Here is a 26,251-nt window from a genome sequence, read left to right as displayed (position 1 = left end):
GCTTTTGCCGGCCCCCCCGCGATGATGGCGCATCGTGGAACAAGCCGCCGTCATCCTCCCTTCGGCCCCGCCGGATCGCCGCCTGGCCTGGGGCGCGAGCCTGGCGGCAGCGCTGTTTGCCGTGCTGGTGGCCGCGCTTGCCGGGCTGGTCGTGGCCTTTGCCATCAGCGCGCGGGGGGCCAACCGGCAGTTCCTGCTGGCCAGCCTGTCGGAACGGCAGGCCGCTGCAGTCGCGCGGATCGTGGCCTTGGCGCCGGCCGGGCCTGGCCCCGCGCTGGACCGGGCCTTGATCGATTACCGCGCCTTGATCGATGCCGAAACGCGTGAGGCCGGCGGCGAGACAGACGATCACCAGCGCCGCGAACTGGCCCGCGCCGAGGCGCTGGCCAATCTGGCGCAGCACCCTGATGCCAACGCCCGGTTGCAGGCCCTGGCCCATGCGATCGACGCGCAGGAGCGTGGCGAATTGCAGGCGGGCCGCGCCGCGCTGGCGCGCGCGGGGCAGCAAAGCATGATCCTGGCCGGCCTGCTGGCCGCCGTGGCACTCGCCTGCGCCGGCTGTGGCGCATGGTTGCTATGGCGCAGCAACCGCGCCCTGGCAGCCATGGTGCGGGCCCGCACCGCCCGGATCGAGGCGGTGGACGCCTCGCGCCGGTTGTTCTTTGCCAAGGCCAGTCACGAGTTGCGCACCCCGGTGGCCGCCTTGCGCAGCGGCGCCGAAGTGGCGCTGGACCAAGGGGATGCTGACCCGGCGTTCCTGCGTGAAACCCTGGGTCATGTGGTGGCGCAGGCCGGCTTTCTCACCCACCGGATCGAGGAACTGCTGGGCCTGGCCAGCGCCGACGATGGCCGCCTGGCGCTGGATGATGCGCCATTCGATCTGGGCGCGGTGGTGGCGCAGGCGGTGGCCGCTGCGCGCAGCTATGCTGCCAGCGTGGACGTGACGATCGAACTGGCGGCACCGGTCGGCGCATTGCCCATGCAGGGCGATGCGCGATGGCTGCGCCAGGCGCTGCTGGCGGTGATCGAGAACGGATTGAAATTCGCGCCGATGGATTCGGCCCTTGCCGTTTGCCTCACGCCCGGCAAAGGCACGGCGCAGATTACGGTGAGCGATCGGGGGCCCGGTGTGATGGAAAGCGACCTGCCGCGCATTTTCGATGCCTATTATCAGGCGCAGGAAGGCCGCCAGCGCGGCGGCAGCGGGCTGGGCCTGGCGCTGGCGCGCTGGGTGGTGGAACAACACGGCGGCACCGTCGTCGCGGAAAATCAGCCGGCGGGCGGCTGCCTGATCCGCTTTTGCCTGCCCTTGCAAGGGCATCGCGCATGAGCGCGGTCTTGCTGGTAGAAGACGACGCCGGGATCGGCCGCGCCGTGGTGCATGGGCTGGGCGGACGTGGCCTGGCCGTGCGGTGGCTGCGCCAGGGGGCGGGCGTGCTCGCGGCCCTGGCGCGCGAGCCGATCGCCACGGTGGTGCTCGACCTTGGCCTGCCCGATGCCGATGGCCTGGGCCTGTGCCGCGATATTCGCGCCGCCGGGCATGGCATGCCCATCCTGATGCTGACCGCGCGAACCACGCTGGACGATCGCCTGGAAGGCTTTGCCGCCGGGGCAGACGATTACCTACCCAAGCCCTTTGCCTTTGCCGAACTGGCGGCGCGTGTAGACGTGCTGGTGCGCCGCGCTGCACAATTGGTGCCCCCGCCGATCGCCTGGCGCGACCTGGTGATCGATCGCACGGCGGGAACCGCCGCCTGGCAAGGGGCGCCGCTCGCGCTCGAACCGCGTAGCCTGGCCCTGCTGGCCGAACTGGCCCTGGCGCGTGGGGACGTGGTCGCGCGGGCCACGCTGGTCGATCGCGTGTGGGGCGCCGAAGCCGTGATCACCGACAACGCGGTGGATGTTGCCGTCAGCGCGCTGCGCAAGCGGCTGTCGCCCTGTGGCCTGGGCATTTCGGCGGTGCGCGGCCAGGGATTCCGCCTGTCATACTTTGGGTCAGTCTGAGCGGTCGCTCAGGTTCTTTGCGTTTCGGCCTGTTACGGCACTGCCCACAACGACACGAGGGGGCAGGGAATGGCAAAGGGGATGTGGCTGCTGGCCGGGGTTTCGCTGGCGGCGTGCCTTTCACCCGCTGGCGTGGCGCCTGCTCTGGCCGATGAACCGGTCAACCCGGACATTATCGTGCGGGCAACGCCGCTTTCGGGCGAGGCCGACGAAGTGGGCAACGCCAAGGCGCTTGAAACCACGCACGCGGTAAGCGTGGCCGAGCATCTCGCCCGCACCGCTCCCGGCGTCACCATCAACGAGATCCAGGGCAACCCGCTGCAACCCGACGTGAACTACCGCGGGCTGACCGCCTCACCGTTGCTGGGCACGGCGCAGGGTCTTTCGGTCTATCTCGACGGGGTGCGCGTCAACCAACCGTTCGGCGATGTGGTCAGCTGGGATCTGATCCCCACCGGCGCGCTTGCCGATGTCGATCTCGTTTCCGGCGCCGCGCCGCAGTTCGGCCGCAACGCACTGGGCGGGGCATTGGTCTTGCGCAGCAAGAGCGGCAAGACCGATCCCGGCGTTTCGGTCGAGGCCTCTGCCGGTTCGTTCGGCCGGGTGACCGGCAGCGTGGCCGCCGGTGGCGTGACCGGCAGCGGCGTGGACTGGTTCGTGACCGCCGATCATTTCCGCGAAGATGGCTGGCGCGATCTTTCGCCATCGCGCGCGACGCGGGCGCTCGCCAAGCTGGGGTGGAGCGACGCGGCCTCTGCCCTGTCACTCACCGGCCATTTTGCCGATACCAACCTCAACGGCAACGGCCTGCAGGAAATGCGCCTGCTGGCCGCAGACCGCCGCAGCATCTACACCGCGCCCGACAACACCCGCAATCGCATGGGCATGGTGGTGCTCAATGGCGAAACGAGCCTTACGGGCGGGCTGCACCTGCGCGGCAATGCCTTTTGGCGGCACATCCGCACCACAACTTACAACGGCGACGTGAACGACGACGCGCTGGGTGAAAACCTCTATCAGCCCAACGCCGCCGAACAGGCCGCGCTGACGGCTGCGGGCTATACCGGTTTTCCCACCTCGGGCGAAATCCAGGCCAACACGCCCTTTCCCAAATGGCGCTGCATCGCCAATGTCCTGCTCAACAGCGAGCCAAACGAGAAGTGCGACGGACTGGTCAACCGCTCGCAAACCCGGCAGAGCGAATGGGGCGCCACGCTGGAAGCGTCGGCCACGCTGACCAGCGGCCCGCTGCGGCACGACCTGACGCTTGGCGGGTCCTATGTGGGCAGCACTGCCCATTTCACCCAAAGCACCCAGTTCGGCTATCTCTTGCCCGATCGCACCGTGGTGGCGGTCGCGGGGCCGGGCGCCTTTGCCGATGGCACGCAGGATTCCGAAAACGCCTACGATGCGCGGGTCGATCTGCGGGCGCGCTCCACAGTGCTCTCGGCCTATGCGCTCGATCACGTGGCGCTCGGTCAAGCACTGTCGCTCGATCTGGCGGCCCGCTATGACCGCGTGGCGATCCGCAACCGCGATGCGATCACGCCGGGCGGCGGCACCGGCTCGCTCGACAGCAGCCCGGTCTACCAGCGGGTGAACCCGGCGGTCACGCTTACCGGCAAGGCCAGCGACGGCACCACGCTGTCCGTGGCGTGGAGCCAGGCCAGCCGGGCGCCCTCTGCCGTGGAACTGGGTTGTTCCGATCCCGAAAGCCCCTGCCGCCTGCCCAATGCGCTGGCCGGCGATCCGCCGCTGCGCCAGGTCGTGGTCCGCACGCTGGAACTGCGCCTGGATGCCGGCAACCGCTGGGGCCATGTTCACGCCAGCCTGTTCCGCACGCAAAGCAGCGACGATATCCTGTTCGTGGCCAACGATGCCTCGGGCTACGGCTATTTCCGCAACTTCGGCAAGACGCGGCGGCAGGGTATCGAACTGTCCGCCGACGCGCGGCTGCACCGCTTCACGTTCTCGGCCAGCTATACCCTGCTCGACGCCACCTACCAGTCTCGTGAAGTGGTGAACGGATCGGGCAACAGCAGCAGCGATGCCGAAGCGCCCGGCTTTGAGGGGAACATCACGATCCGTCGCGGTGACCGCATCCCCCTGCTCGCACGCCATACGGCCAAGGCCGCGATCGGGTGGGAGGCGGCCAACTGGTTGACGCTCAACCTCGATATGGTGGCGGTTTCGGGGGTCTATGCCCGCGGCAACGAAAACAACGCGCATCAGGCCGACGGGGTCTATTACCTGGGCCCAGGCAAGACCGATCCCTATGCCGTGTTCAACCTCGGGGTCGAAGCGCGGCCGCATGCGCGGCTGACCGTTTTCGCCACGGTGCGCAACCTGTTCGACAAGGATTACGCCACCGCCGCCCAGCTGGGTGCGACAGCGTTCGACGGGCAGGGCCGGGTGGTGTCACGCCCATTCGCCGGCCCGGTGATCGATGGGGAGCGCCCCCTGGTCAATTCCACCTTCCTGGCCCCCGGTGCGCCCCGCTCGCTGCAGGTGGGGGCACGCCTGCGGTTCTGAACAGTTCCATCCTCCCGGCGGCCGGTCGCCCCCCATTCCGACCAGCTGCCATCCCCCGCCGGCCCGGCGCTCCCCCCAGCGCCGGGCCGGATTTTGACGGGCGGTAATCATTTGCACAGGGGTTTGTGGCAAGACGCAAACCATGACGGGTTCGCAAGCAAGCGTTGGCAGACAATGGCATAGGCGCCAAAGCACGGGGCGCCGCCTGCTCTGCGCACTGCTCTTGCTGCTGCTGTTTGCCGCTCCGGCCGCGTCGGCCTGGGCAGCCGCGCCAGACCAGTGGATCACCCTTTCCAACACCTGCCACGCCATCAGCGCAACCCCCGCGCCCGGCCGCGACTTGCCGCTTCCAGGGCAGTTTGTCTGCCAGGGCGAACCCCAGGGATACCAGCACGGCAGCCTCTGGCTGCAGGTTGGTGCCACCACCCTGGCGCGTGCCGGCGCACAGCCGGTGGTCATGGTGCACTCGTCGCGCTTTGACGCGCTGCGAGTGGGCTTCTTCTACGCCGATGGCAGTGCCGAATGGCAGGGCGTGGCGCATGGCAACTATGGCGCCCGCTGGCGGCTGGGCGGGCAGATCGCGTTCGATCCACCCTTGCGCGATGCGCCGCTCACCCAGATCGTCTTGCGGTTCGATCGCCTGGCGTCTGCGCCGATGCTGCGCATGCGTCTGGTCGATAACGGCGCGGCACAGTTGCAGGCCACCGCCATGGCTTGCATGATCGGTGCGGCCTTGATGCTGTTGACCGTAGGCGCGCTGTACAATTTCGGCCTCGCCCTGGCCGTGCGCCGCCAGTTTCCGGCCTGGCAGGGCGCGTGGGCCACCTGCATGGTGGCCTGGGGCGCCCTGTGGTCGCAGTTCCACCTGTTTTTCGTGCCCGCCATGGCAGGTGCGGTATCCGCCCAGGCGTGCATCGCGCTTTCGTGTCTTGCCACGCTGCTCGGCACGCTCAGCCTGATCACGGCGATAGACCGGCAGCATCTGCCCCCATGGCTGGCGCGCACCACGCTGCTGGTGGCGCTGGTCTGTGGTGGCCTCGGCGTGCCGCTCAGCCTGATGCGCAGCGGGCCGATGGAGCTGTGGGCGCAAGTGCTGGGCCTGCTTGTGCTGCTGCTGCTGGCGCTCGCGGGCGCCTGCCTGGTTGTCGCATGGCGGCGGGGCAGCGCGGCGGCGCGGGCATTCGTCGGCGCTTGGGCGGTGCCCATGCTGGTGATGGGCCTTTCGGGCGTGATCGACACCAACCACGCCTTCTGGGGTGGCGGGTCGCAGATGATGGTGCTCGCCGCGTCCGCCTGGCAGACGGTGTGGCTGGCCGTGGCGGCAACCCGCCGCTTCATGGGGATGCGGATCGAGCGGGATCGCGCGCTTGTGGCCGAAGCTGCGGCGCACGAGCAGGCCCGCCGCGATCCGCTGACCGGGCTGCGCAACCGGCGTGGCTTCATGGCCGCGATCGCCCCGCTGTTCGATCGCGTCGTCGAGGCGCCCGGCGCAGCGCTGGACGATGGCGATGCACTTGCGCTCTTGCTGCTCGACGTGGATCGCTTCAAGTCTATCAACGACACCCACGGCCATGATGCTGGCGACAGCGTGCTGATCACCTTGGCCAAGCGCCTGGCGCGCTGGGAAGCGCCGACGTGCGTGCCGGCCAGGCTGGGCGGCGAAGAGTTCGCGCTGCTCGTCAAGGGCATGGGCCGCTTTGCCGCGCTGCAGCTTGCCGAAAGCGTGCGATCGGGGCTGAGCGGTTGCGACCATTCGCCCATTCTTGGGCCAGGCCAGGTCACCGTCAGCGTGGGCGTGGCCATGGCGCGCCCCGGCGATGACTTTGGCACGCTCTATCGCACGGCCGACGCGGCGCTGTACGCGGCCAAGCATCAGGGCCGCAACCGCGTGGTGATCGCGCCCGATGTGCTGTGTTCCGACGGCACGGTAAGCCAGCGGGCCGCGTTTGCCGGGTCCGGTTCCTAGGCCTCTTGCCCAGCGCGGCGGCGCCGCCTAATCCTGGGGCAACGGCGGCATGCAGACTGCCATGCAGCGATCGAGGGAGGCCCTGGATTTGGTCCGAAGGAAGCGTAGCGAAAGCCAGGCCCAAACGCGCGAGCGGCTGCTGCAGGCCGCGGCAGACCTGTTTCGGCGCGATGGCTATGCGATTACCTCGCTCGAACGGATCGCGGAAGTTGCCGGCTACACCAAGGGCGCGGTCTATTCCAATTTCGAATGCAAGGAAGCGATCTATCTGGAGGTGTTGGAGGCCGACGCCGTCAGCAATCGCGAACAATTGCTGGAACGCCTGGCCGCCGCCGACGACGCCGATGCGGTGATCGAAATCCTGGCGCAGTGGGCGCAGGAACGCTCGCGGCATGGCGGATGGTCGCTCTCGGTGCTGGAACTGGCGCGCACGTTGCCGCCGGGCTCACCCTGCCTGGCGCGGCTGGAAGACATCGTGCGCGAGGGCTGGCGCGGATTGGGCGGCTATCTGCGCACCCGCTTTCCCAACGGCGCCGCAACGGGCGAAGTGCTGGGCGCGCTGCTGTTCGAGATCGCTTACGCGCCCGCGCTCACGTTCCTTTCCACGCCCGATGCCGGCGATCTGGTGCGCCTGGTGCTGCCAGCCCAGCTTGGCCTGGCAGAGCAGCAGCCGGTCATCGCGTAATCGGGCCGATCGAAAGCCCGCGCCGGTACTGCATCACCACCGCCACGTTGACCGAGCGGCCGTTCACCGGCACCGCGCTTTGCGTGAACGACGGCTTGAGACGCATCAGCGAGAGGTGCGGGTTGCGGGTGAAGCCACCACCATCGTTCCAGTCGGACTTGCCGTTGCCGTTGGCATCGTGGCGCACCGCCACCGCATAGTCGCCTGGCTGGTTGATCGGAAAGCAGAAGTGCATCGGCCCCGGCGCGCGGCGAACCTGTTCGATGCGCATGACCCACTGCCCTTTGTCGAGAAAGCGGGCGCCACCTGGTCCATAGAGTTGCGCGCGGACCGTGCCGGTATCGTTGACGAAGCCGCTCACTTCCACTGTCAACGCCGGCTGGCCGGGCAGGCAGCTTTGGTCGGGCGTGCGCACTTGTGCTTGCGCGACGGCTTCGCCACCCAGGGAAAGCGCCAGACCGCAAGCCGCCAGGGCGCTGATCAGGCGCGCGTCCATCCGGCGGGCGCGGGTCATCATGGCGTGATTATTCATGGCATCTCCTGTGGCCGGCATGCAGCGCGCGATGTAGGTATGCACGCGCCCATGCCAAGCGGTAAAAGGTTGCAATTCTCGATGAATTGAGAGAGCGCCGGCGCATGGCGGACGACATTCTGTTCCTGTTCAATCACGATGCCCCGCACCAGGTTGCGCATATTGCCGGCATCGCGCGGGCGCTGATCGAAACGGGCGCGCCGGGCCAACCCATCACGTGTGCCACGGCAACGCCGGCTATCCGCGCGCGGGTGGAAACGATCCTGGGCCCTGATGCGGCGGCACGGGTCGGCTGGTTCGACATGGCCCTGCCGGCCTGGCTGGAAGCGACGCTTGCCCTGCCCAACAAGGTCGCGCCGGTGCGCCGGCTGATGCGGTTGCGCCATCACGCCGTGCGCATCAACGCGGCCCGCGTGGTGGTCAGCGCAGAACGCACGTGCCTTTCGGTCCGCGCGCCCGATGGCCGCGCGCGCTTTGCCTATGTTCCGCATGGGGCGGGCGACCGCATGGTGTCTTATCATCCCGAAAAGGGTGGGTTCGACCTGATCATGGTGAGTGGCCACAAGACCGCGCGCGAAATGGTGGCGCGTGGCGTGGCCCCGGCCGAACGGCTGCGGGTGATCGGTTATCCCAAGTTCGACACGATCGACCTTTCGCAGTCGAAAAAGCTGTTTTCGAACGATAATCCTGTGCTGGTCTACAACCCGCACTTCGACCCGCTGCTGTCGAGCTGGTACGACCACGGTCCCGCGCTGCTCGATTGGTTCACGCAAGGCGAAGGGCAGGGCTACAATCTGATCTTTGCCCCGCACATCATGCTGTTTGCCAAGAAACTGCATGTTTCGCTCGAATATCGCACGGCGCGCTTGCGCCCCGGCATCGATCCACGCTGGCGGGCGGCGCCCAATATCCTGATCGACACCGGCAGCACGGCGCTGGTCGACATGACCTACACCCTCGCGGCGCAGGCCTATATCGGCGACGTGTCGAGCCAGGTCTATGAATTCCTGGTCCGGCCACGCCCGCTGCTGTTTTTCGACGCGTTTTCGCATGATCCGCGTTCGCGCGAAGGGGCTTATCCGGCCTGGCGCGCCGGCGATGTGGCGCGCGATGCTGCGGGCCTGGCCGCCTTGATCCCCGGCGCCTGGGCGCGCCACGCCACCTATCGCGCGGTGCAAGAGGCGATTTTCGACGATACGGTTTCGCATCAGCCCGGACACCCGGCGGTGCAGCGCGCGGCCGATGCGCTGTTGGAATTGGCCCAGGCCGGGCCTGCGAGACGCGCCGCGGATGGAGCCCACGCGTGACCGCGCGATCGCGGTGGCGCGGGGTACTTGCCAATCTGGGCTGGCTGTTGGCCAGCAATGCACTGATGGCGGTGCTGTCGCTGGTCTATATCGGCATGGCCACGCGCACGCTGGGGCTGGCTGATTTCGGCCGCTTTGCGCTGATCACCGGGACGGCGCAGACGCTGGCCATGCTGGTCAGCTTCGAAACGTGGAAAGTTGTGGTGCAATACGGGCTCGCGCACGAGGGTGCCGGAAACCCGCGCGCAACCTGGCGGCTGGAACAGGCGGCCGCGCTGATCGAGGTGTGCAGTGCCGGCGTGGGCATCGGCCTGGTCATCGCGCTGTTCCTGCTGTGGCCCACGCCATTTGGCATGGATAGCGCGGTGGTGCCATTTGCCATCGGCTATGCCGTGGTGCAGTTGGTCACGCTGCGCTCCACCCCCACGGGCATCCTGCGCATGCGCGATCGCTTTCGCCTGGCAGCGATGGCCGATAGCGTGCAGCCGATCGGCCGGTTGATCGGGGCCAGCCTGGCCCAGTGGTTCTGGCCCGACCTGGCGGGATTCCTGCTGGCCTGGGCGGTGGCAGAGCTTTTGACTTTGGCGGCAACCTGGGCGCTCGCGGCGCAAACCGGCGACGTCCGTTCGCTGTTGGCCGCCACGTTCGATTGGCGCGCCGTCCGTGCGGAAAACCCCGGAATTGCGCGCGTGCTGATCAGCACCAACGGCCAATCCACGTTGGGCCTGGCCGCGCGCCAAGCACCCCTGCTCCTGGTTGGCGGCTTTGCCGGGGCAGAGGCAGCCGGCGCCTTCCGCCTGGCCGCCCAGCTTGCCAATGCGCTGTCCAAGCTGTCCATCCTGTTGACGCGTGCCGCCTTTCCCGAAATCGTCCGGTCGATCCGCAGCGCCTCGCGTGCGCGTTTTCGGTCCGGCGTGCTGCGGCTTGGGCTGGCATGCCTGGGCGCGGCAGGCGCGGTCATGGCGCTGGTGGCCGTGTCCGGGCACGACCTGCTGGTCCTGGTGGGTGGGCACGATTTCGGCGCGGGCTATATCTATCTGCTGTGGCTGGCCGGGGCTGGCGCGATCGAACTCGCCGCCGCCGCGTTCGAACCGATCCTGCTCTCGGTCCATCGCGCGCTTTCCGCCACCGTCGCCCGCGCTGTGGCGGTTGCCCTGCAGATCGCCTTGATGCTCGTACTGCTGCCGCGCATCGGCGCGCTGGGCGCCAGTATCAGCGTCTTTGCCGGCTCGGTCGCCGCCAGCGTCCTGTTGGGCGCGGTGCTGTGGCATTATGCCATGCGCCATGGTTTGGAAGAGGCGGCCACGTAAGCGCGCAGTTTCAGGCGGCCGGCGGGCCGTCCACGATCTGGCGGGCCAAAGCCAGGTCTTCGGGCTTGTCGACGTCGACGGCGGCAAGCCCGTGGGGGCTCGCCACGGCTTCCACCGCCAGCCCGGCACGGCGGCCCAATTGTGCCATCGCCTGGCGCAGCGAAAGCCGCCCGACGCCATAGCGCAGCAACAGCCAGGGCCCCAGGCGCCAGACGATCCGCCAGGGACGCTTGCGATCGCGCTCCACCGATTGCCAAAGGGCAAAGGCATCGCCCGCGCGCGGCGTGGCAAAGTGGAAGAGATTGCAGCCCGACCATTGCCCATCGGCAAAACGCAGCCAGGTGCGGCGGGTGTGCGGAACGGCCGCCTCCACCACATCACGCCGCGCCAGCAATACCGATACATCGGCCCCTGGCGCCACGGCACGGCGGAAATCGTCAATCCACTGCGGCTGCAACAGCGCGTGATCGGCCGTGGTCAACAGCATGGGCGCGCCCAGTTCGGCAAAACCACGCGCGGCGCTTTCGCTTGGACCACTGGCAGCCGGAACCAGGCTGCAACCGAGTTCGCGTGCCAGTGCCACGACTTGCGGATCGGATGCGGCCACCGCCACGCGGATGGCGCCAGCCGCGCGCAAGGCACGCACCACCCGCACCAGCATGGGCACGCCGCCGACGGTGACCAGAGCCTTGGCCGCGAGGCCCTCGCTCGCTGCAACCGGATCGTTTGGCCCGCGCGATCCGGCCAGCACAAGCGCCGAAAAGCCGTTCATGCCCGGCGCGCCTGCCAAAGGCGCAGCAGCACGCCCGGCGCCGCGAGGATCGGATGGCGTTCGCGCCATGGCGTCAAGGCAAGGCGAAGGCCGGAATGGCGCTCGATCTTCCACAGGGCATAGCGTGCGGCGCCGTCAAAGGTGAAAGCGGCCTTGATCAGCCGCAGTGCATTGAGCGGCTTGCCCAGCGTGCGGCGCACCGCCCAGGCGCGTCGCCAGCGCAGGCGCCAGGCCGGGGGCACATCGGGGTGCCAATCCTGCGCCGTGCCGCCCAGCAAGATGCCCTGGCTGGCCCAGGCCAGCGGCAGCATGGTGCGGAAATGGATGGGGTCACCTGCCAGGATCGTGTCGCTCCGTGCCGGCGGCTCCACCCGCAATTCGGCGCGATACGTCTGGCGAAACAGCGCCAGCCACCAGGCGTCTGCCGGGCCATGATCGGGGCCCAGCGCCAAGGCAAAGCGCGCGGCGGTCTCGATCGCCGTGGCAACCGCGTCGCATACCGCCTCGGCCATGGCGGCGTCGGCATGGACCAGCAAGCGCGCGGGCTGGCTGAAACGGGCCCACACGGTGGTGTCGATGCCCCGGCCGGCTGCGGCACGACGGAACTGGTCGAGCGAGAGCACCGCCACTTTCGCGCGCACTGTCACCTGACCCAGGTTTACCTCATGATACCCCACATCGGGCCACAGCACGGCGCCCGCACCGTGCGCCGCGCGGCGGTGGATGACGTAGAAATCCACCAGGCCTTCCAGATCGTTGCGCCGAAGGTTGGAGCCATAGAACAGCACGGCGTCACCGCCCAGGCGCGCGCAGACCTGCCGCGCGGCGGCCACGATCTCTGCTTTCACCGGTTGGGCCAGCATGGCCGCGACGGCGGGCCTCAGGCTCATCCCGCCACCACGAACTGGATCGGCCGGCCGCGGCTGATGATCAGGTTGCCGCCCGGGAACTGTTCACCGTCCAGGATGAACCCGCGATCGAGCGACAGATAGACCTTGTCCACGTCGCGCCGCAGATAGCCATCCGCCTCCAGTTGGGGAGATTCCTTGCCCTTCATCACCGACAGGAAATTGCGATAGAGCGCGCGAGGCGGCGCTTTCACCGTCAGGAACTTGAGCCCGTCACGCGCCCGGCCGAACGGACGCAGGCCCACCGGCATGCGCCGCAGCGTGGAGGCGAGCATCAGGTAGACCCGCTCGGCAAAGACGTCCACGCCGTTGCGTGAAACCCGCGCCATGTCACCCCGGCGCCAATTGTTACGCGGACCGCCCAGCAGGCTCTTGAGCAAGGCCATCGCCACGGTCAAAGCCACGGCAATGTTGTTGAACATGCCCTTGCGGTGAACGCGCTGCGCCAGCAGCGTGGCGCGGCTGAACACGCCCAGCCCGAAAATGAAGCCCAGCTGATCTGGCAGTGCGTTGTTGTTCCAGTGAATATGCACCGGTTCACGATCCGCCACGCGGTTTTCGGCATGGGCGCGGATGGCATCGCCCAGATCCCAATGCGCGGGCAGGCCAAGATCGAGCGCCAAGGCGTTGGTTTTGCCCGATGGGATCACCGCCACACGCGGCAAGGCGCCGCGATAGACCATGTGCGCCACGCTCAAGACATCGCGCACCGTCCCATCTCCGCCATCGATTACAATGAGTTCGACGCCCTCATTGGCGAATTGCGTGAGGATGCTGACCAGTTCGTTGCGCGACGCCGGCTCCCGCTTGAACACCACCGCTTCGGGCAGCGCCGCAGGACGCGAGCCGCCATGGTTGCGGTGGCTGCGCGGATTGGCGATCACGCCCACGCGGGGCACGGGCCGGGTGATTTCCTGGGGGGCGAAATCCCTGGCGCGAATGATGGCGACGCCGCCACCGTGGTTGTTGAATTCCTGTCTCATTTCCACTCGATCTGGATCGCGCCGGCCATAGGCGCAGCGCTTCGACGTGACGGTCCCTGAAAAGCTCCAATGGTGACCGCAACGCCGGATTCCAAGATAGGTTTCCAAAAAAAACGTATAATCGGAGGAAAACCCCACAGATCACCCCGCGTTTGGCACCGCCCGCGGCAAGTCTTTGGAATCACGCACCCAGTTCGGCAATCCAATCGGGATGGACAGGGCGGACCAGGCTTTCGACATCCTTCCAGCCTTGGGCCAACCACTGCATCTGCTCCGCCGCATTCAACAGCAATGGCACTGAAGTGGGCATGCCGGCGGGGCCGGACAGCGTGTCGACGGCGACGGTCAGCACGGCAAAACTGGGCACTTCGGAATCGCGCCAGATGCCGGCAAATGCCATGATCGGGGCATCGGGCGATCGCCACCAGCGGCGCGGGCCGCCGGCGCGGAAATGCGTGGCGGGAACCACGCAGCGCATTTCGGGATGGCGCAAGGTGCCGATCCAGAACGGACTTTCCACGTTGCGCACAGTTGTGACGATATGCTGGCCGCGTGGCGGTGGCGGCACGCCCCATTGGCGCGGCACGATCCGTCGGCGCCCGTCGCGCCCCCGCACCACGACGGGGGCATAGCCACCGGCGCGGACAGCGCCACCAGCCCACACATCGCCATTGCGATCGGCACCCAGCGCCTGGGCAACGGCATCTGCGGTGGCGTCGAGGGTGTAGGCGAGCGTCATGATAGCCGCGCTTGTGCGGCAAGGCGGCCGTGGTGCCAAGCGTTTCACACCGGGAAATGTGGCCATGGCAGGGCTGGCCTTGCCGTGCGGACTGGCGCAGGCTAGCGTCAGATCATGTTTCACCCTGCTGCCGGTGGGCGATCCGCTTAGGCGATCGCCCACCGGTCTTTTCCCGCCAGGCCGCAGTTGCGCCCGGGAAGACACCCTGCCATAGCCGCCCGCCCCGATGGCATTTGAAAGGACGGCGTGCATGGCCGCCACCACGCCGGCCCCGCGCGCGGTCGGAATCGATTTCGGCACGACCAATTCGGTGATCGCCTGCTCTTCCGGGGCGGGCGACGCGCAATTGGTGCCATTCGCCACGCCCGATGGCAGCGCCAGCGTGTTTCGCACCGCGCTGTGCTTTTGGCAGGATGATGGCCCGCGCGGCGCCCTGGCCCATGAAGCCGGGCCCTGGGCGATCGCCGAATTCCTCGACTTTCCCGGCGGCAGCCGCTTCATTCAATCGTTCAAGTCGGTCGCGGCCAATCCCACGTTCGATCACGCCAATCTGTTCGAAAAGCGCCTGCGGTTCGAAGAACTGGGCCAGGTGTTCCTGCGCCACCTGGTGGCCCGTGGCGGCGCTGTGCTGGCCGATTTGCCCGACCGCGTCGTGGTTGGCCGGCCGGTGCGCTATGTCGGCTCGCGCCCAGACCCCGCCCTTGCCAGGCAGCGCTATGACGCGATGTTCGGCGTGCTGGGCCGACCGGTCCATTATGTCTATGAACCATTGGGCGCGGCGTTCAGCTTTGCCCGGCGGTTGCAGCGACCCGCCACGCTGCTGGTGGCCGATTTCGGCGGTGGCACCAGCGACTTTTCGCTGGTCAGGGTCGATGCACCGGGGGCGGCGCGCCGTTGTCTGCCGCTCGGCTCAGCCGGCATTGGCCTGGCCGGCGACCGGTTCGATTATCGCATCATGGATCGCCTGATCCTGCCGATGCTGGGGAAGGGGGGCACCTATCGCTCGTTCGACAAGGTGCTGGAAATCCCCGATGGCCATTTCACCGACTTCGGCGATTGGTCGCGCCTGGCCTTGATGCGCAATCGGCGCACGCTGGAAGAACTCGCTCGCCTGCGCCGTGCCGCCAGCGATCCCCAGGCGATCGCGCGGATGATCGCGGTGGTGGAAAACGAACTGGGCTATCCGCTCTACGACGCCGTGGGCCGACTCAAGCGCGCGCTGTCGAGCCAGGACGAAGCCCGCTTCACGTTCGAAAGCCCGCATCTGGCGCTCGATGTGCCCGTGCGCCGGGCCGAATTCGAATCGTGGATCGCGCCCGATCTTGCCCGGATCGGCGAAACCGTCGATGCGGCGCTGGCTGCCGCCGGTCTGGCGCGCGACGCGATCGACCATGTGTTCCTCACCGGAGGCTCCTCGTTGATCCCGGCGGTGCGGCAATTGTTCGTCGATCGGTTCGGCGCGGGGCGGATCGAAAGCGGCGAAGAATTGACCTCTATCGCTCATGGCCTTGCCCTGATCGGTGAAGAGGCCGACATGGAAGCCTGGACGGCGCAGGACGAGGACCCGGCATGAGTGTGGCTTTTCGCCGCGAAAGCGATGACGAACATCTCGAACCCAAGTTCGAGCGGCCGATCCCGACGGGACCCAACCTGGTGACGCCACGGGGACTGGAGCAGATTGCTGCGAAGGTGGCGGAGGTGGAAGCGCAAGTGGCTGCGCTTGCCGATGAAGATGCCCTCAAGGCGGCGCGGCGCGACTTGCGCTATTGGAGCACGCGCCTTGCCACGGCGCAGGTCATGCCGCCGCCATCGGGGACAGTCGTCGAGTTTGGCGCCACGGTTACCCTGCGGCACAACGGCAAACTGCGCACGATCACGCTGGTGGGCGATGACGAGGCCGATCCGGCGGCGGGCCTGCTGTCCTTTTCCGCGCCCCTGGCGCGGGCCATCATGGGCGCCGAGGCGGGCGAAAGCGTGGATTTCGGCGGCAAGGCCGATGCCGTGGAAGTGCTGGAAATCGGCAGCCGCGATCAGGCCTGATCGCCGGCCTGGAGGTCTGCCTCTCGCTGGATCTGGTCCAGCATGTCCATGAAATTTCGCGCGGCGTCCTGTGCGGCAGGATCGGGGAAGGCCACGTCGAGATCGGGCGCATTGCCCAGGATGTGCATCAGCGCCCACATCGCAAAGCGCCGGCCGGGATCACGTTCCAGGCCGAAATCAACGGAAAGGCGTTCCATGCCGGCGGCGAGGACCGCTGGCGTGGCCGATCCGGGATCGGTCACGCCGAAATAGCGGCGCATCTGGTCGTCGAAATCCACGAAACGCCTTTCCGAAGAAAAAGCCAGCGGCGGCTATCAGCCGTTCAGCTTGTCCTTGAGCGCCTTGGCCGGAGCGAAGCTCAGCTTGCGCGAAGCAGCGATCTGGATCGGTTCGCCGGTCGAGGGGTTACGGCCTTCGCGGGCCGGCACGTCCTTGACCTTGAACTTGCCGAACGCGTTCAGCGAGATTTCCTCACCCTTTGCAGCGGCTTCGGCGATGGCGGCGAACACGGCGTCAACCGTCTTGCGGACCTCGGCCTTGGCAATGCCCTGGCTGGCGGCAACGGCATCGACAAGTTCAGTAGTGTTCATGGTAGCGTTTCTCCAAAATGCTGCGTGGGGCCTAACGCCTGATTTGCGTGCTGTAAATCGGCGGAGAGATGAAGAACCGTGGGTTTGCGTCCGTTCGCATGGCGCGGGGCTTGCGGAAAACCGGGCTTTCGGCCGGCTCGACACGGCAATGAAGCGCTTGTTGACGCAGTGCAGCAGGGATGTTGGCAATGGGCGAGGCACGGGAAATACCGGCCTGAATGGCCAGTTTGCGGGGCGGGTGGAGGCCTTGGGCGAAGCGACGATGTCGCGCCGCTGGCAGGCACGATCTGCGCCGGATCGTGGCATCGTTGCAGGTGAAACAGCCTGAAAACAAGGATGTGCAAAAGTCCCGGCGGCGTCCTGCGATCTTCCGCAAGATAGCGTGGATCAGGCGTTAACCAAAACGCCCGGCGCAGTGGCGCTGTCCTGCTCGAACTGGGGTGGCCGGGCACATATTGCGCATCTGCGGCAAAGGTTTTGGCGGGCCGGTTTTGCGCAGGCCGATGGCGCATCGCAGACCTATGAATTTTCCGAAATGGACCCAAAAACGAGAGGCATGGGCCATCCTGCCCCCCTTGATGCGGGGCGGATTCGCCCGGCACAGTGGCGTGCCGATTCTCGGGGGGCGAGGGGGCGGGATGCGTTCAATTCATAACCATTATGATACGGATAAAATCCCTGTTGTTGAAAAGCGCCAGCCGTCGTAGTGCTTGGGCGTAAAGGAGAGCCATGGGCTTCGTCGATCATATTGGTGCGCTTCGGGAAAACGAAGCCGGGCCGCGGTACATGCGCCTGCAAAAGCTCATCCGCCAAGCCGTCGATAGCCGGCGACTGTCGGCCGGTTCGGCGCTGCCGAGCGAGCGCGACTTGTGCGAGGAATATGGCTTGTCCCGCGTCACCATCCGCAAGGCTATCGATGGCCTGGTGGAAGAGGGCCTGCTGGAGCGGCGCCAGGGCGCTGGCACGTTCGTTTCCGAAAACGTGCAGAAGTCCAGCGGCGGCCGCGTGGAAAAGAGCTTTTCGGCGCTGTCCTCGTTTTCCGAAGACATGATGGCGCGCGGACGCAAGCCCGGCAACAAGTGGATCGATCGTTCCGAAGGGTCGGTCACGCCCGAAGAAGCGCTGTCGCTTGGCCTATCGCCGGGGTCGAAAGTCTATCGCTTCCAGCGCATCCGCTATGCCGATGGTGAAACCATGGCGCTCGAAGGTGCCACGGTGCCGGGCTGGGGCCTGCCGTCGGTCGGCACGGTGGAAAATTCGCTCTACACTGCCTTGCAGCAGGCCGGCCACCGCCCGGTCCGTGCGCTGCAGCGGGTACGGGCGATCAGCTTCTCCGCCGACATTGCCGAGTTGCTGGGCATCGCGGCCGGCGATCCGTGCCTGTTTATCGAGCGCCGCGCCTTCCTGCCCGATGGGCGGGTGATCGAAATCACCCACAGCTATTATCGCGGCGATGCCTATGATCTGGTTGCCGAACTAAGCGAGGTTTGATCACCCCGCCGCGGGCAGCGTGCCCACGGGCAGCGTGATCGTCACTTCCAGGCCATGGGGCGGACGGTTGCGCGCCGCGATCGTGCCGCCATGGGCCGCGATGGCGCGGTGGGCAATGGCCAAGCCCAGGCCCGGCCCGCCCGAAGGCTGGCCCTGGCCGTCGCCAACAGGCTCGCCGCGCACGAACGGTTCGAACATCATGGCCAGCATCGCTTCGGCCACGCCGGTGCCTTCATCCTGTACCGCCAGTACATAGGCACCATCACCCAGTGCAAGCGTTGCCCGCACCGCACCGCCGCGCGGGGTGAACCGCAAGGCATTGCGGACGACGTTGTCGATCGCGCGGTGCACCAGGATCGCCTGGCCGCGCAGGGCAGGGCGGTCTTCTTCCGGCGGCAGATCCGGCGCATAGACCAGCGCGACGCCGGCTGCATCCGCCTCGATCCGGGCTTCGGCCAGGACGCCCGCGACCAGGTCTGCAAGGTCGAAATAATCTTCGCCGGGGGCATCCTGGTGTTCAAGCCGTGCCAGTTGCAGCAATTCGCCCACCAGCCCGTCAAGGCGCCCTGCTTCGTGTTCGATCCGGTCCAGCGCGTGGTCGATCCCGGTGGGCGAGAGGCGGGCAAGGCCGATCGCCAGGGTGAGCCGCGCCAGGGGAGACCGCAATTCGTGGCTGACATCATGAAGCAGCCGGTCACGCATCGCGACCAGTTCTTCCAGCCGCTGCGCCATGCGATCGAAATCGTGCGCCAGATCGGCAATCTCGTCGCGCCGCCGGCCCATGCGCGGCACCAGGCGGGTGCCCAAGTCACCACTGGCCAGTGCGCCAAAACCCTGCCGCAGCCGATTGATCGGGCTGGTAAGATACCAGGCCAAGGCCGCGCTGAACGCCAGGCCGCCCAGCAGGCCCAGCAACAGCATTTCGGGCGGCACGTTCAGGCCATGGGCCGGCCTTGGCCCACGCGGCGCCACCTGATAGCGCAGCCACAGCACGTGCCCGTCGGGCGTGGTTGCCTGTTGCACCAGCCAGACCGGATCGGGCGGCAGTGGTTGTGCCAGGCGTTGCAGCCGGGCCTGCTGGCGTGGCGAAAGCCCGGCAACATAGCGATCGAACGCGGCTGTGCCGCCGATGTGGACCAGGTTGGCCCCGGCGGCCAGGATCGTTTGCCCAGCCTCCACCGGGGCCAGCCCATCGGGCCCGGCGTGGCGCAGCCGGTTGGCCTCGAACAGCAGCCAGACGCCTTGGGTAATGGCCAGGAAGGTGATCCAGAACGCGAGCAGGATCTTCCAGAAAAGGCGCGCTTTCATCGCCCGGGCCTGGCCGTGGCCAGCGCCAGCCGATAGCCCACGCCGCGCACGGTTTCGATGCCCAGCGTCGCGGCGGTGGCCGCCTCCAGCTTGAGCCGCAAGTTGCTGACATGGACGTCCACACTGCGGTCATAGCTTTGGCGCGGACGGCCCAGGCCTTGCAGCGAAAGCACATCCTTGGTTGCGACGTCTTCGCCCGCGCGCAACAACGCCACCAGAATATTGAATTCCGACGGGGTGAGATCGAGCGATGTTCCTTGCCAGGTGGCACGGCGCGCGGCGACCTGCACATCGAGCGGTCCAAGCGTCAGCCGACGGGCCTCTGCCGCCACGGGCAGCGCCGGATCGGGCGCGCGCCGGCGCAGGATGGCGCGCAGCCGGGCCACCAGCTCGCGCGGGTAATAGGGCTTGGCCACATAATCGTCGGCGCCCAGTTCCAGGCCGACGACACGATCGACCTGGTCGCCCTTGGCTGTGAGCATCAGCACCGGCACCATGCTGGTGGCGCGGATCTGGCGCAGGGCCTCGATACCGTTGAGCCGCGGGAGCATGACATCGAGGATCACGGCGTCGAATCCGCCACCCAGCGCCTGGGTGACGCCATCGACGCCGTTGAACACGGTCTCCACGGCAAAGCCTTCGCGCTCCAGATACTCGCGCAACAGCGCGCTGAGATCGGCATCGTCGTCGACAAGCAGAATGCGGGGCAGGTGGTGAGTCATCGGCAACCTTGGCGCATCGGCGATGTGTTGCGCTGTGTCACCCTGCCTTTTCGAAAACTTTACGCAAGGGTGCGCAAGTCTTGACCCACAGCCTTGCGCGCCTGCGCCATATCGCAGGCCTGTCGCGCGGCTTCCCTCCTTTTCCTTTCCCTGGCCGCGCATCGAAAGGTTGGCTGATGCGCAAGACATTGTCGCTGGTTGGTTGTGCCGTCCTGCTGCTGGCAACGCCCGCCCTGGCCCAGATGGGTGGCATGGATGGCGGAATGGGCGGTGGCATGGGAGGCGGAATGGGAGGCGGCATGGGCGGGCCGGGCGGTGGTGGCCCAGGCGGCGGCCGCGGCGGTCCTCCGCCCGGTGACGCCCAGCCCAAGCCCCTGGCACCGATCAAGCGCAAGGCGCTGGATGAGCCGGTGGAGCGCATGTTCCGCGCGGCCGATGGCAACCATGATGGCATCGTGACTCTGGCCGAACTCGAAGCGGTGATCGCGGCCCGGCGCGAGGCGATCATCCGCGCGCGGTTCGAACGGATCGATACCGATCACGATGGCCACGTCACGATCGAGGAATTCATGGCCTGGCAGAAGGGCCTGGGTTCGGTGGCGGCGGGCGAAGACCGCACCGTGGCCGATCGTGGCGGGCCGGTGCCCGAAACCATCGCGCCGGATCTGGGCACCAAGATGCAGGATCGCGTCCTGGCCCTGCTGATCGAGCCGCTCAGCGCCATGACGATCGTGGACGCCAACACCAATTACGATGCCGGCGTTTCGCTGGATGAACTGCTGACGTTCGAACGCAAGCGTTTCGATGCTGCCGATTTCGATCACGATGGCACGCTTTCGGCCGATGAAGTGCAGGAAATGATGCGCAAGTTGACCAAGGGCCGCGGCGGTCCGGGAGGGCCAGGTGGCCCTGGCGGACCGGGTGGGTTTGCTGGCCCGCCGCCGGGCGGCCGCAACGGGCCTCCGCCGCAAGATGGGCAGTAACGTGGCACGCGGCCGTGGTTCACTGCTGGCTGGGGCGGCCCTGTTGCCCTGGCTTGTAGCAGCGCCCGCACTGGCCCAAGCGGCCAAGCCGGCGCAAGCGCAAGCCCCAGCCCAAGCCGGCGACAACGACGCCATCGTCGTGTCTGGCAAGGCCGTGCCAGGCGCGGTGATCGGCGATATCCCGCCGGAAAACTCGCTCAACCCCGCCGATATCGCCGCCTATGGCGTTGGCACGGTGAGCGAGTTGCTCGACCAGATCGCCGCGCAGACGCAAAGCGACCAGGGGCGCAGCAACGACGGCCCGGTGGTGCTGGTCAACGGCAAGCGTGTTTCGGGCATCAACGAAGTCAAGGACTTGCCAACCGAGTCCGTGCTGCGCGTGGATATCCTGCCGGAAGAGGTCGCGTTGCGATATGGCTATGATGCCCAGGCCAAGGTGGTCAACGTGATCCTGCGCCGCCGCTTTCGCGCGCGGGTGGCGAACCTATCGGCGGGGCTGGCAACCCAGGGTGAGGGACAAAACGGCACGGCCGACGTGACCTGGACCCGCATTCGCGACAACGACCGCACCAACGTGGCCTTGCGTGCCAGCGGGCAGAATTCCCTGCTGGAAAGCGATCGTGGTGTCAGCACCGACACCAGCGGTGCGACCGATCCCACCGGCACGCTGGGCAACCAGGCGGGCAATCGCACCCTGCAACCAGCCACGCAGACGGTGGGGGCCAACGCCACCCTGGCGCGGCAACTTGCCGACAAGGTGAACCTGAGCATCAATGCCCAGGGCAGCTATACCGCCAGCAATGCGCGCAATGGCCTGGCCACGGCCACGCTCGACATTCCCGCCACGAGCCCCTTTGCCGATGGCACGGCCACCAGCGTCGATCGCATCCTCTCGTCCGATCCGCTCAAGCAGACCACACGCACGGCCACGGCGGGGGCGGGGATGACGCTCAACGCCGATCTTTCCACGCGCTGGCATCTCTCGCTGATCGGCAGCTACAGCCATGGTGATACGCGCACCGGCAGCGATCGTGGATACGACACCACGGCGTTGCAGACCGCGCTGTCAGCAGGCGATGCGACGGTCGATCCCTATGGCACCTTTTCGGCCAGCCAGTTGGGCGCCATGCTGCGTGACAGCAGCACGGCGATCAGCGACAGCGGCAGCGCGAGCGTGCTGGTCCATGGCAAGGCGGTGCACCTGCCGGCCGGCGACGCAGCGATTTCGCTGCGCGTCGGGGGCGATCTCTCCAGCCTGCGCTCGCGCGCGGTGACACAAAGCGGGGCCAGCCAATCGACCGCCAGCCGCAGCAATACGAGCGGGCAATTGAGCCTGGATCTGCCCATCGCCAGCCGGAGCAAGGGCGTGCTGGGCGCGCTGGGCAAAGTGACCGCCAATCTCAACGCATCAGTAACGCAGGTATCCGATTATGGCGCGTTGGGCACGCTGGGCTATGGCCTCACGTGGGTGCCGCGCGACGGAATCAGCCTGATCGCCGCGGTGGACGAAGACCGATCTGCCCCCACATTGGCGCAGCGCAGCGGGCCGCTGGTATCGACGCAGAACGTAAGGGTCTATGACCAGGCCACGGGGCAGACCGCGCTGGTGACGCAGATCACGGGCGGCAATGCGGCGCTCGCGGCCGACAACCGGCACGTGTTCAAGCTGGCGGCCACGGTCAAGCCCTGGAGCAAGGTGAACCTGACGCTGACGGCCAACTATATCGAAGTGCGCAACCGTAACGCCATCGTCAGCCCCGGCGGGGCGACGGTGGCCTTGATGGATGCCTTTCCAGATCGCTATGTGCGCGATGCGCAAGGCACGCTGGTGTCGATCGACAGCCGCGCGCTCAACATCGCCTCGCAGGAAACCCACAAGTTGCGCTGGGGCTTCAATTTCACCCAGGTGCTGCGCGCCGCCAAGCGGCCCCCGCTGCCGCCAGGCATGCCACCGCCGGGCATGCGTCCGCCCTGGCTGGACTCACGCGCCGGGCTTGCCGGCAAGCAAGGCGCCGCGCCGTCAACCGGCGATGGATCTCCCGCTGCGGCGGACAATGACATGCCCATGCCACCCCCGCCCGGCGGTGGCGAAGACAGCGCCATCGTGGTGGATGGCAATCGCCCGCAAGATCCCAGCGCGCCGCGCGGTTTTGACGGGCCGCCCGATGGCATGCCTCCCCCGCCGGATGGCATGGGACCACCGCCTGACGGCATGGGCCCACCGCCGGGGATGGGGCCGCCGCCCGGCGGCTTTGGCGGCCCCGGCGGGTTTGGTCCGCGCGGGCCAGGGGGCTTTGGCGGCGGCGACAACGGCGCCAGGCTGCAGCTTTCGGTCTATCATAGCTGGATTTTCAGCGACCGCGCGGTGTTGCAGCAGGGGACGGCTGCGGTCGATCTGCTCCAAGGGGGCACGCTCGCCGGATCGGCCGAGGCGCGGCATTCGGTGGATGCGAACCTTGGCGTTACCGACAATGGCCTGGGCGCGCGGTTGGAAGGCAGCTGGAAAAGTGCAGCGCACATGGACAGCGGCACTAGCGCGGGCAACTTGCGCTTTGCTCCGTTGGCCACGCTGGACCTGCGGCTGTTTGCCAACCTGGCCAATCGCTTCCCCCGGCAGGCCTGGGCCAGGGGCACGCGCGTGTCGTTGAGCGTCGACAATCTTTTCAACCGGCGCCAGCGCGTAACCGATGCCAGCGGGGCAACACCGGCCGCCTATCAGCCGGCGACGATCGACCCATTGGGGCGGACCGTGCTGCTCAGCGTGCGTCGAGTGTTCTGATCGGCTTGGGCTCAGGCCACGCGGCGCGGATGGGCGCCGCGTGCGCGCTTGGCCTGGTAGAGCCGGGCGTCGGCGGCATGAAGCAGGCTGTCGAGCGGATCGGCGCGGTTGTCGCTCACCACCGTCCCCACGCAAGTGGAAATGCGAATGGTGTGGCTATCCAGTTCGAACGGATCGGCAATGGTGGTGCGCAAACGCTCGGCCAGGAGCGTGGCTTCCTCGGCGCGGGACAGGCCGAACTGGACCACGGCGAATTCGTCACCGCCCAGACGCGCCACGATATCCCCGTTGCGGATCGCGCCGCGCAGCCGGTTGGCCACTTGCTCCAGCAGCCGGTCGCCGGTGGCATGGCCATAGGCATCGTTGACCGGCTTGAATCCGTCGAGATCGAGGTAGTGCACCGCGATCAGGCCGTGGGTGGACATCAATTGGGCATTGGCCTCGAAATGCTCGCGCAGGGCCAGGCGATTGGGCAAGGCCGTCAGGTTGTCGCGCCGGGCCAGTGACAGCGAGACCAGGCGGTGACCGATTTCGGCCATGACCATGTCGTGGCGCATCTTGAGCGATTGCCGCCCCCCGGTGACATAAGCGGTGGCGATGAACGCCATGCCGATCGACAGCGGGTGGGCTTCGAGCAGTGCCACGAACAGCGTGGGCGCCATCGCCAGGGCCATGAACGCCGTGGCCAGGCGCGGCCGCGATCCCACGCCCGTGGCGATGCCCGCACAAAAGCCGACCAGGACACAGATCGTCAGGGTGCGCGCATCAGCGTGGCCCAGCCAGAACACGCGGCCTCCGATCAGGCCAAGCAGCGCTGAAAACACGCCATAGGGCAGGGCGAAATACAGTTCGAGCCGCCGCGCGGCCGCGCGATCGAGCAGGGCGGTCAACGCGTGGTGGCGCAAGCGCATGGTCAGCGTGATCCGCGTGGCCCATGCCAGCGTGGCCAGGCCGCCCAGCACCATGATCGGCATGTCGAGCGTGGCATGCAGAACCAGCGCCAGATAGGTGGCAAAGATCACGGCCATGTAGATGGCCTGCAGCACCGAAGCATAGAGCCCGCGCACCAGCTCGGCATAGACCCGATCGGCCAAGGCGGCCCCACCGATGGCGGTATCGGGATGGGTGCCGGCGTTCGTTTCGAACATTGTCCTGCGCACTGGGGCCATACTCCGCACCGCGCCGCCAAATGCGAACGCAGTCCTTCATTATGCGTAACATCACGTCACAGAGTTAATATTTGTTGCTCATCGCATTGGCTCAGGCCGGGCGCGGTGCAGGAAAGGCAAAGGCCTGCAGCAGGCGAACCAGCGTGGGCACGCGATCGGCCAGACTGATTGCCTGCTGCACCTGGGCGGCAAGGTAGGCGGAGCCGCCGGCATAGGCCAGCGACCAATCCGCAAACCGCCGCTGCGCGAGCGTGCCTTCGTCAAGCGTGCGGATGCCGGCATGGCGAGGATCGCGGCAGATCGTGGCGCGCATCATCGCCAGCGCGGGCTCGGGGCCTTCCAGCGCCTGGACGAAGTGTGATCCGGTGAACAGCAGCGCGCCGGTCAACGCCAGCTGCGCATTGCGGGCAACCGCCTGCGCCACCAGCGCATCCACCGTGTTGGCGGCCCAGGCGGGCGCCACCATGCAGCGGCTGACGTAAAGCCAATGGCCGAGCGGCACCGTCGCTTCAGGCCGCATCGAGGCCTTGGTCCAGGATGCCGGTCAGGATGGCGAAGCGGATTAGCGCTGCCAGATTGTCCATCTGCAGCTTCTGCATGATATTGCCGCGGTGCATTTCCACCGTGCGTACCCCGATGTGCAGCCGTTCGGCAATGGCGCGGTTGGTAAGGCCGGCGACCACGCCGCGCAGCACTTCCTGTTCGCGGGGCGTCAATTGCGTGGTGAGCGCGGTGGCCTGGCCCACGCGCTGCTGCTTGGCCACGCGTGCGGGCAGGATGGAAAAGCCATGGTCGAGCACCGGGCGCAGCGTTTCGACACGGATCGGAATCTCCAGGAAATCGACCGCGCCCGCGCGCAACGCTTCGACCACGTCGCGGATGGTTGGCGCCTGGGCCATGACGATGACCGCCATTTCCGGCCGCAACGCAAGCACGCTGCGCACCATGGCGCCAGGGCCTTCATCATCATCCGTGCTGGCATCGGCTTCGGGCGATGCCCCGCGCCAGGCCATGAGCACGCAACCGGCCTGGATATAGCCGAGCGCTTCTTCCAGATCGGCGGTTTGCGAAAAGGGGTGGCAGTCCAATCCTTGCTTACGCACCATCAGGGTCACATCCCGGCGATGCAGGGTATCGCTATCCACGATGTGCACGGTGCGTTGCGGCACGATGATTTCGCCCATCCCGGTCCGGCATGGCCGAACCTCCTCTGTTATAACCGAATTCAGCTTTAGTTCGGGGTCACGGCGGCCAATACCGTAGGGCTACGGTGTGGCACCGCTGGACGCGATATTTGCAACAATATGCAAAACGATTGCAAACAGTTCTGGGAAGCAGTGGTGCCGAACCGGTTCCGTCGAGGCGCGTAGGCGGGCACGAACGCGCATCGACGAAACCGGGGCCAGGCCCTGCCGGCGGCCTTGGGACAAG

The 26,251-nt window shown here is 67.2% G+C and carries 25 protein-coding genes; 13 read left to right on the top strand and 12 right to left on the bottom strand.

Features of this window, described 5'->3' with window-relative positions:
* Nucleotides 1-34 precede the first annotated feature (34 nt).
* The 5 genes from FHT19_RS24750 to FHT19_RS08070 all read left to right on the top strand — a co-directional run bounded on the left by FHT19_RS24750 (nt 35) and on the right by FHT19_RS08070 (nt 7,187).
* Nucleotides 35-1,330, top strand: a complete 1,296-nt coding sequence (locus FHT19_RS24750; RefSeq protein ID WP_169474529.1) for a HAMP domain-containing sensor histidine kinase — start codon at nt 35-37, stop codon at nt 1,328-1,330.
* Nucleotides 1,327-2,004, top strand: coding sequence for a response regulator transcription factor (locus tag FHT19_RS08085; RefSeq protein WP_169474528.1), 678 nt, complete (start codon nt 1,327-1,329; stop codon nt 2,002-2,004). Before FHT19_RS24750 ends, FHT19_RS08085 begins: the two co-directional genes overlap by 4 nt.
* A gap of 69 nt (nt 2,005-2,073) precedes the next feature.
* Nucleotides 2,074-4,536: a TonB-dependent receptor gene (locus FHT19_RS08080; protein ID WP_169474527.1), complete on the top strand. Its 2,463-nt coding sequence runs from the start codon at nt 2,074-2,076 to the stop codon at nt 4,534-4,536.
* Nucleotides 4,537-4,759: 223 nt separating this feature from the next.
* Nucleotides 4,760-6,502 (top strand): GGDEF domain-containing protein, encoded by a 1,743-nt coding sequence (locus FHT19_RS08075; RefSeq protein ID WP_169474526.1) that lies wholly within the window; start codon nt 4,760-4,762, stop codon nt 6,500-6,502.
* Between the two features lie 88 nt (nt 6,503-6,590).
* On the top strand, nt 6,591-7,187 hold the full coding sequence (locus FHT19_RS08070; RefSeq protein ID WP_169474525.1) for a TetR/AcrR family transcriptional regulator: 597 nt from the start codon (nt 6,591-6,593) through the stop codon (nt 7,185-7,187).
* Here FHT19_RS08070 and FHT19_RS08065 read toward each other — a convergent pair.
* A complete protein-coding gene (locus tag FHT19_RS08065; RefSeq protein WP_169474524.1) occupies nt 7,177-7,719 on the bottom strand; it encodes a DUF2141 domain-containing protein in 543 nt (180 codons plus the stop codon). The two genes, FHT19_RS08070 and FHT19_RS08065, sit on opposite strands and share 11 nt — an antisense overlap.
* Before the next feature lie 104 nt (nt 7,720-7,823).
* Here FHT19_RS08065 and FHT19_RS08060 point away from each other — a divergent pair, with 104 nt between their 5' ends.
* Both FHT19_RS08060 and FHT19_RS08055 read left to right on the top strand, forming a co-directional pair.
* Nucleotides 7,824-9,026, top strand: coding sequence for a hypothetical protein (locus tag FHT19_RS08060; protein ID WP_169474523.1), 1,203 nt, complete (start codon nt 7,824-7,826; stop codon nt 9,024-9,026).
* On the top strand, nt 9,023-10,336 hold the full coding sequence (locus FHT19_RS08055; RefSeq protein ID WP_168555033.1) for an oligosaccharide flippase family protein: 1,314 nt from the start codon (nt 9,023-9,025) through the stop codon (nt 10,334-10,336). Before FHT19_RS08060 ends, FHT19_RS08055 begins: the two co-directional genes overlap by 4 nt.
* Nucleotides 10,337-10,346: 10 nt before the next feature.
* Here the strand turns inward: FHT19_RS08055 and FHT19_RS08050 are convergent, their stop codons facing one another.
* The 4 genes from FHT19_RS08050 to FHT19_RS08035 form a co-directional block, all read right to left on the bottom strand.
* Nucleotides 10,347-11,108: a nucleotidyltransferase family protein gene (locus FHT19_RS08050; RefSeq protein ID WP_169474522.1), complete on the bottom strand. Its 762-nt coding sequence runs from the start codon at nt 11,106-11,108 to the stop codon at nt 10,347-10,349.
* Nucleotides 11,105-11,998: a hypothetical protein gene (locus FHT19_RS08045; RefSeq protein WP_169474521.1), complete on the bottom strand. Its 894-nt coding sequence runs from the start codon at nt 11,996-11,998 to the stop codon at nt 11,105-11,107. Before FHT19_RS08045 ends, FHT19_RS08050 begins: the two co-directional genes overlap by 4 nt.
* Nucleotides 11,995-12,999, bottom strand: coding sequence for a diacylglycerol kinase family protein (locus FHT19_RS08040; RefSeq protein ID WP_168555030.1), 1,005 nt, complete (start codon nt 12,997-12,999; stop codon nt 11,995-11,997). The genes FHT19_RS08045 and FHT19_RS08040 overlap by 4 nt, the downstream gene beginning before the upstream one ends.
* 181 nt (nt 13,000-13,180) lie before the next feature.
* Nucleotides 13,181-13,738: a DUF159 family protein gene (locus FHT19_RS08035; RefSeq protein ID WP_169474520.1), complete on the bottom strand. Its 558-nt coding sequence runs from the start codon at nt 13,736-13,738 to the stop codon at nt 13,181-13,183.
* 250 nt (nt 13,739-13,988) lie between these two features.
* On the opposite strand from FHT19_RS08035, the gene FHT19_RS08030 reads away from it, so the two are divergent.
* On the top strand, nt 13,989-15,311 hold the full coding sequence (locus tag FHT19_RS08030; RefSeq protein ID WP_169474519.1) for an Hsp70 family protein: 1,323 nt from the start codon (nt 13,989-13,991) through the stop codon (nt 15,309-15,311).
* On the top strand, nt 15,308-15,778 hold the full coding sequence (locus FHT19_RS08025; RefSeq protein ID WP_169474518.1) for a GreA/GreB family elongation factor: 471 nt from the start codon (nt 15,308-15,310) through the stop codon (nt 15,776-15,778). Before FHT19_RS08030 ends, FHT19_RS08025 begins: the two co-directional genes overlap by 4 nt.
* Here the strand turns inward: FHT19_RS08025 and FHT19_RS08020 are convergent.
* Together FHT19_RS08020 and FHT19_RS24595 are read right to left on the bottom strand one after the other, a co-directional pair.
* Nucleotides 15,769-16,056: a hypothetical protein gene (locus FHT19_RS08020; protein ID WP_169474517.1), complete on the bottom strand. Its 288-nt coding sequence runs from the start codon at nt 16,054-16,056 to the stop codon at nt 15,769-15,771. The two genes, FHT19_RS08025 and FHT19_RS08020, sit on opposite strands and share 10 nt — an antisense overlap.
* Before the next feature lie 36 nt (nt 16,057-16,092).
* Entirely contained in the window at nt 16,093-16,512 is a 420-nt protein-coding gene (locus FHT19_RS24595; RefSeq protein WP_348982485.1) for an HU family DNA-binding protein, read from the bottom strand.
* A 4-nt stretch (nt 16,513-16,516) separates the two neighbouring features.
* On the opposite strand from FHT19_RS24595, the gene FHT19_RS24375 reads away from it, so the two are divergent.
* The gene (locus FHT19_RS24375; protein WP_248290316.1) at nt 16,517-16,696 is read left to right on the top strand and encodes a hypothetical protein; all 180 of its coding nucleotides are present in this window, start codon (nt 16,517-16,519) and stop codon (nt 16,694-16,696) included.
* Nucleotides 16,697-17,097: 401 nt separating this feature from the next.
* Nucleotides 17,098-17,859: a GntR family transcriptional regulator gene (locus tag FHT19_RS08010; protein ID WP_168555024.1), complete on the top strand. Its 762-nt coding sequence runs from the start codon at nt 17,098-17,100 to the stop codon at nt 17,857-17,859.
* On the opposite strand, the gene FHT19_RS08005 is transcribed toward FHT19_RS08010, so the two are convergent.
* Both FHT19_RS08005 and FHT19_RS08000 read right to left on the bottom strand, forming a co-directional pair.
* Nucleotides 17,860-19,167 (bottom strand): HAMP domain-containing sensor histidine kinase, encoded by a 1,308-nt coding sequence (locus FHT19_RS08005; RefSeq protein ID WP_169474515.1) that lies wholly within the window; start codon nt 19,165-19,167, stop codon nt 17,860-17,862.
* Complete coding sequence (locus FHT19_RS08000) at nt 19,164-19,889, bottom strand: response regulator transcription factor (protein ID WP_169474514.1); 726 nt, start codon at nt 19,887-19,889, stop codon at nt 19,164-19,166. The genes FHT19_RS08005 and FHT19_RS08000 overlap by 4 nt, the downstream gene beginning before the upstream one ends.
* A 176-nt stretch (nt 19,890-20,065) precedes the next feature.
* Between FHT19_RS08000 and FHT19_RS07995 the strand changes: the two genes are divergently transcribed.
* Both FHT19_RS07995 and FHT19_RS07990 read left to right on the top strand, forming a co-directional pair.
* A complete protein-coding gene (locus FHT19_RS07995; RefSeq protein ID WP_169474513.1) occupies nt 20,066-20,872 on the top strand; it encodes an EF-hand domain-containing protein in 807 nt (268 codons plus the stop codon).
* A gap of 43 nt (nt 20,873-20,915) precedes the next feature.
* Nucleotides 20,916-23,651 (top strand): TonB-dependent receptor, encoded by a 2,736-nt coding sequence (locus FHT19_RS07990; RefSeq protein ID WP_248290315.1) that lies wholly within the window; start codon nt 20,916-20,918, stop codon nt 23,649-23,651.
* An 11-nt stretch (nt 23,652-23,662) separates the two neighbouring features.
* Here FHT19_RS07990 and FHT19_RS07985 read toward each other — a convergent pair whose 3' ends face one another.
* From FHT19_RS07985 to FHT19_RS07975, 3 genes are all read right to left on the bottom strand, one after another.
* Nucleotides 23,663-24,799, bottom strand: coding sequence for a GGDEF domain-containing protein (locus FHT19_RS07985; RefSeq protein WP_246865918.1), 1,137 nt, complete (start codon nt 24,797-24,799; stop codon nt 23,663-23,665).
* A gap of 112 nt (nt 24,800-24,911) precedes the next feature.
* The gene (locus tag FHT19_RS07980) at nt 24,912-25,340 is read right to left on the bottom strand and encodes a BLUF domain-containing protein (protein WP_169474512.1); all 429 of its coding nucleotides are present in this window, start codon (nt 25,338-25,340) and stop codon (nt 24,912-24,914) included.
* Nucleotides 25,330-26,004 carry a LuxR C-terminal-related transcriptional regulator gene (locus FHT19_RS07975; protein ID WP_168555018.1) on the bottom strand — a complete coding sequence of 225 codons (675 nt, stop codon included), beginning with the start codon at nt 26,002-26,004 and terminating at the stop codon, nt 25,330-25,332. Before FHT19_RS07975 ends, FHT19_RS07980 begins: the two co-directional genes overlap by 11 nt.
* Between the last annotated feature and the right edge of the window lie 247 nt (nt 26,005-26,251).

Origin of the sequence: Novosphingobium sp. SG919, assembly GCF_012932495.1 — a bacterium.
Classification (GTDB): Bacteria; Pseudomonadota; Alphaproteobacteria; order Sphingomonadales; family Sphingomonadaceae; genus Novosphingobium; species Novosphingobium rhizosphaerae.
The sequence above is the reverse complement of the archived record's forward strand: the minus strand, read 5'-3'. Positions and strand labels throughout refer to the sequence as shown.

What these genes read in the sequence shown, in the direction of transcription:
- FHT19_RS08000 (WP_169474514.1), bottom strand. Translation starts at nt 19,889, where the DNA reads ATGACTCACCACCTGCCCCGCATTCTGCTTGTCGACGACGATGCCGAT.
- FHT19_RS07980 (WP_169474512.1), bottom strand. Translation starts at nt 25,340, where the DNA reads ATGCGGCCTGAAGCGACGGTGCCGCTCGGCCATTGGCTTTACGTCAGC.
- FHT19_RS08040 (WP_168555030.1), bottom strand. Translation starts at nt 12,999, where the DNA reads ATGAGACAGGAATTCAACAACCACGGTGGCGGCGTCGCCATCATTCGC.
- FHT19_RS24375 (WP_248290316.1), top strand. Translation starts at nt 16,517, where the DNA reads ATGAAGCGCTTGTTGACGCAGTGCAGCAGGGATGTTGGCAATGGGCGA.
- FHT19_RS08060 (WP_169474523.1), top strand. Translation starts at nt 7,824, where the DNA reads ATGGCGGACGACATTCTGTTCCTGTTCAATCACGATGCCCCGCACCAG.
- FHT19_RS08025 (WP_169474518.1), top strand. Translation starts at nt 15,308, where the DNA reads ATGAGTGTGGCTTTTCGCCGCGAAAGCGATGACGAACATCTCGAACCC.
- FHT19_RS08010 (WP_168555024.1), top strand. Translation starts at nt 17,098, where the DNA reads ATGGGCTTCGTCGATCATATTGGTGCGCTTCGGGAAAACGAAGCCGGG.
- FHT19_RS08085 (WP_169474528.1), top strand. Translation starts at nt 1,327, where the DNA reads ATGAGCGCGGTCTTGCTGGTAGAAGACGACGCCGGGATCGGCCGCGCC.
- FHT19_RS08005 (WP_169474515.1), bottom strand. Translation starts at nt 19,167, where the DNA reads ATGAAAGCGCGCCTTTTCTGGAAGATCCTGCTCGCGTTCTGGATCACC.
- FHT19_RS07995 (WP_169474513.1), top strand. Translation starts at nt 20,066, where the DNA reads ATGCGCAAGACATTGTCGCTGGTTGGTTGTGCCGTCCTGCTGCTGGCA.
- FHT19_RS07975 (WP_168555018.1), bottom strand. Translation starts at nt 26,004, where the DNA reads ATGGGCGAAATCATCGTGCCGCAACGCACCGTGCACATCGTGGATAGC.
- FHT19_RS08050 (WP_169474522.1), bottom strand. Translation starts at nt 11,108, where the DNA reads ATGAACGGCTTTTCGGCGCTTGTGCTGGCCGGATCGCGCGGGCCAAAC.
- FHT19_RS08035 (WP_169474520.1), bottom strand. Translation starts at nt 13,738, where the DNA reads ATGACGCTCGCCTACACCCTCGACGCCACCGCAGATGCCGTTGCCCAG.
- FHT19_RS08065 (WP_169474524.1), bottom strand. Translation starts at nt 7,719, where the DNA reads ATGAATAATCACGCCATGATGACCCGCGCCCGCCGGATGGACGCGCGC.
- FHT19_RS08045 (WP_169474521.1), bottom strand. Translation starts at nt 11,998, where the DNA reads ATGAGCCTGAGGCCCGCCGTCGCGGCCATGCTGGCCCAACCGGTGAAA.
- FHT19_RS08030 (WP_169474519.1), top strand. Translation starts at nt 13,989, where the DNA reads ATGGCCGCCACCACGCCGGCCCCGCGCGCGGTCGGAATCGATTTCGGC.
- FHT19_RS08080 (WP_169474527.1), top strand. Translation starts at nt 2,074, where the DNA reads ATGGCAAAGGGGATGTGGCTGCTGGCCGGGGTTTCGCTGGCGGCGTGC.
- FHT19_RS07985 (WP_246865918.1), bottom strand. Translation starts at nt 24,799, where the DNA reads ATGTTCGAAACGAACGCCGGCACCCATCCCGATACCGCCATCGGTGGG.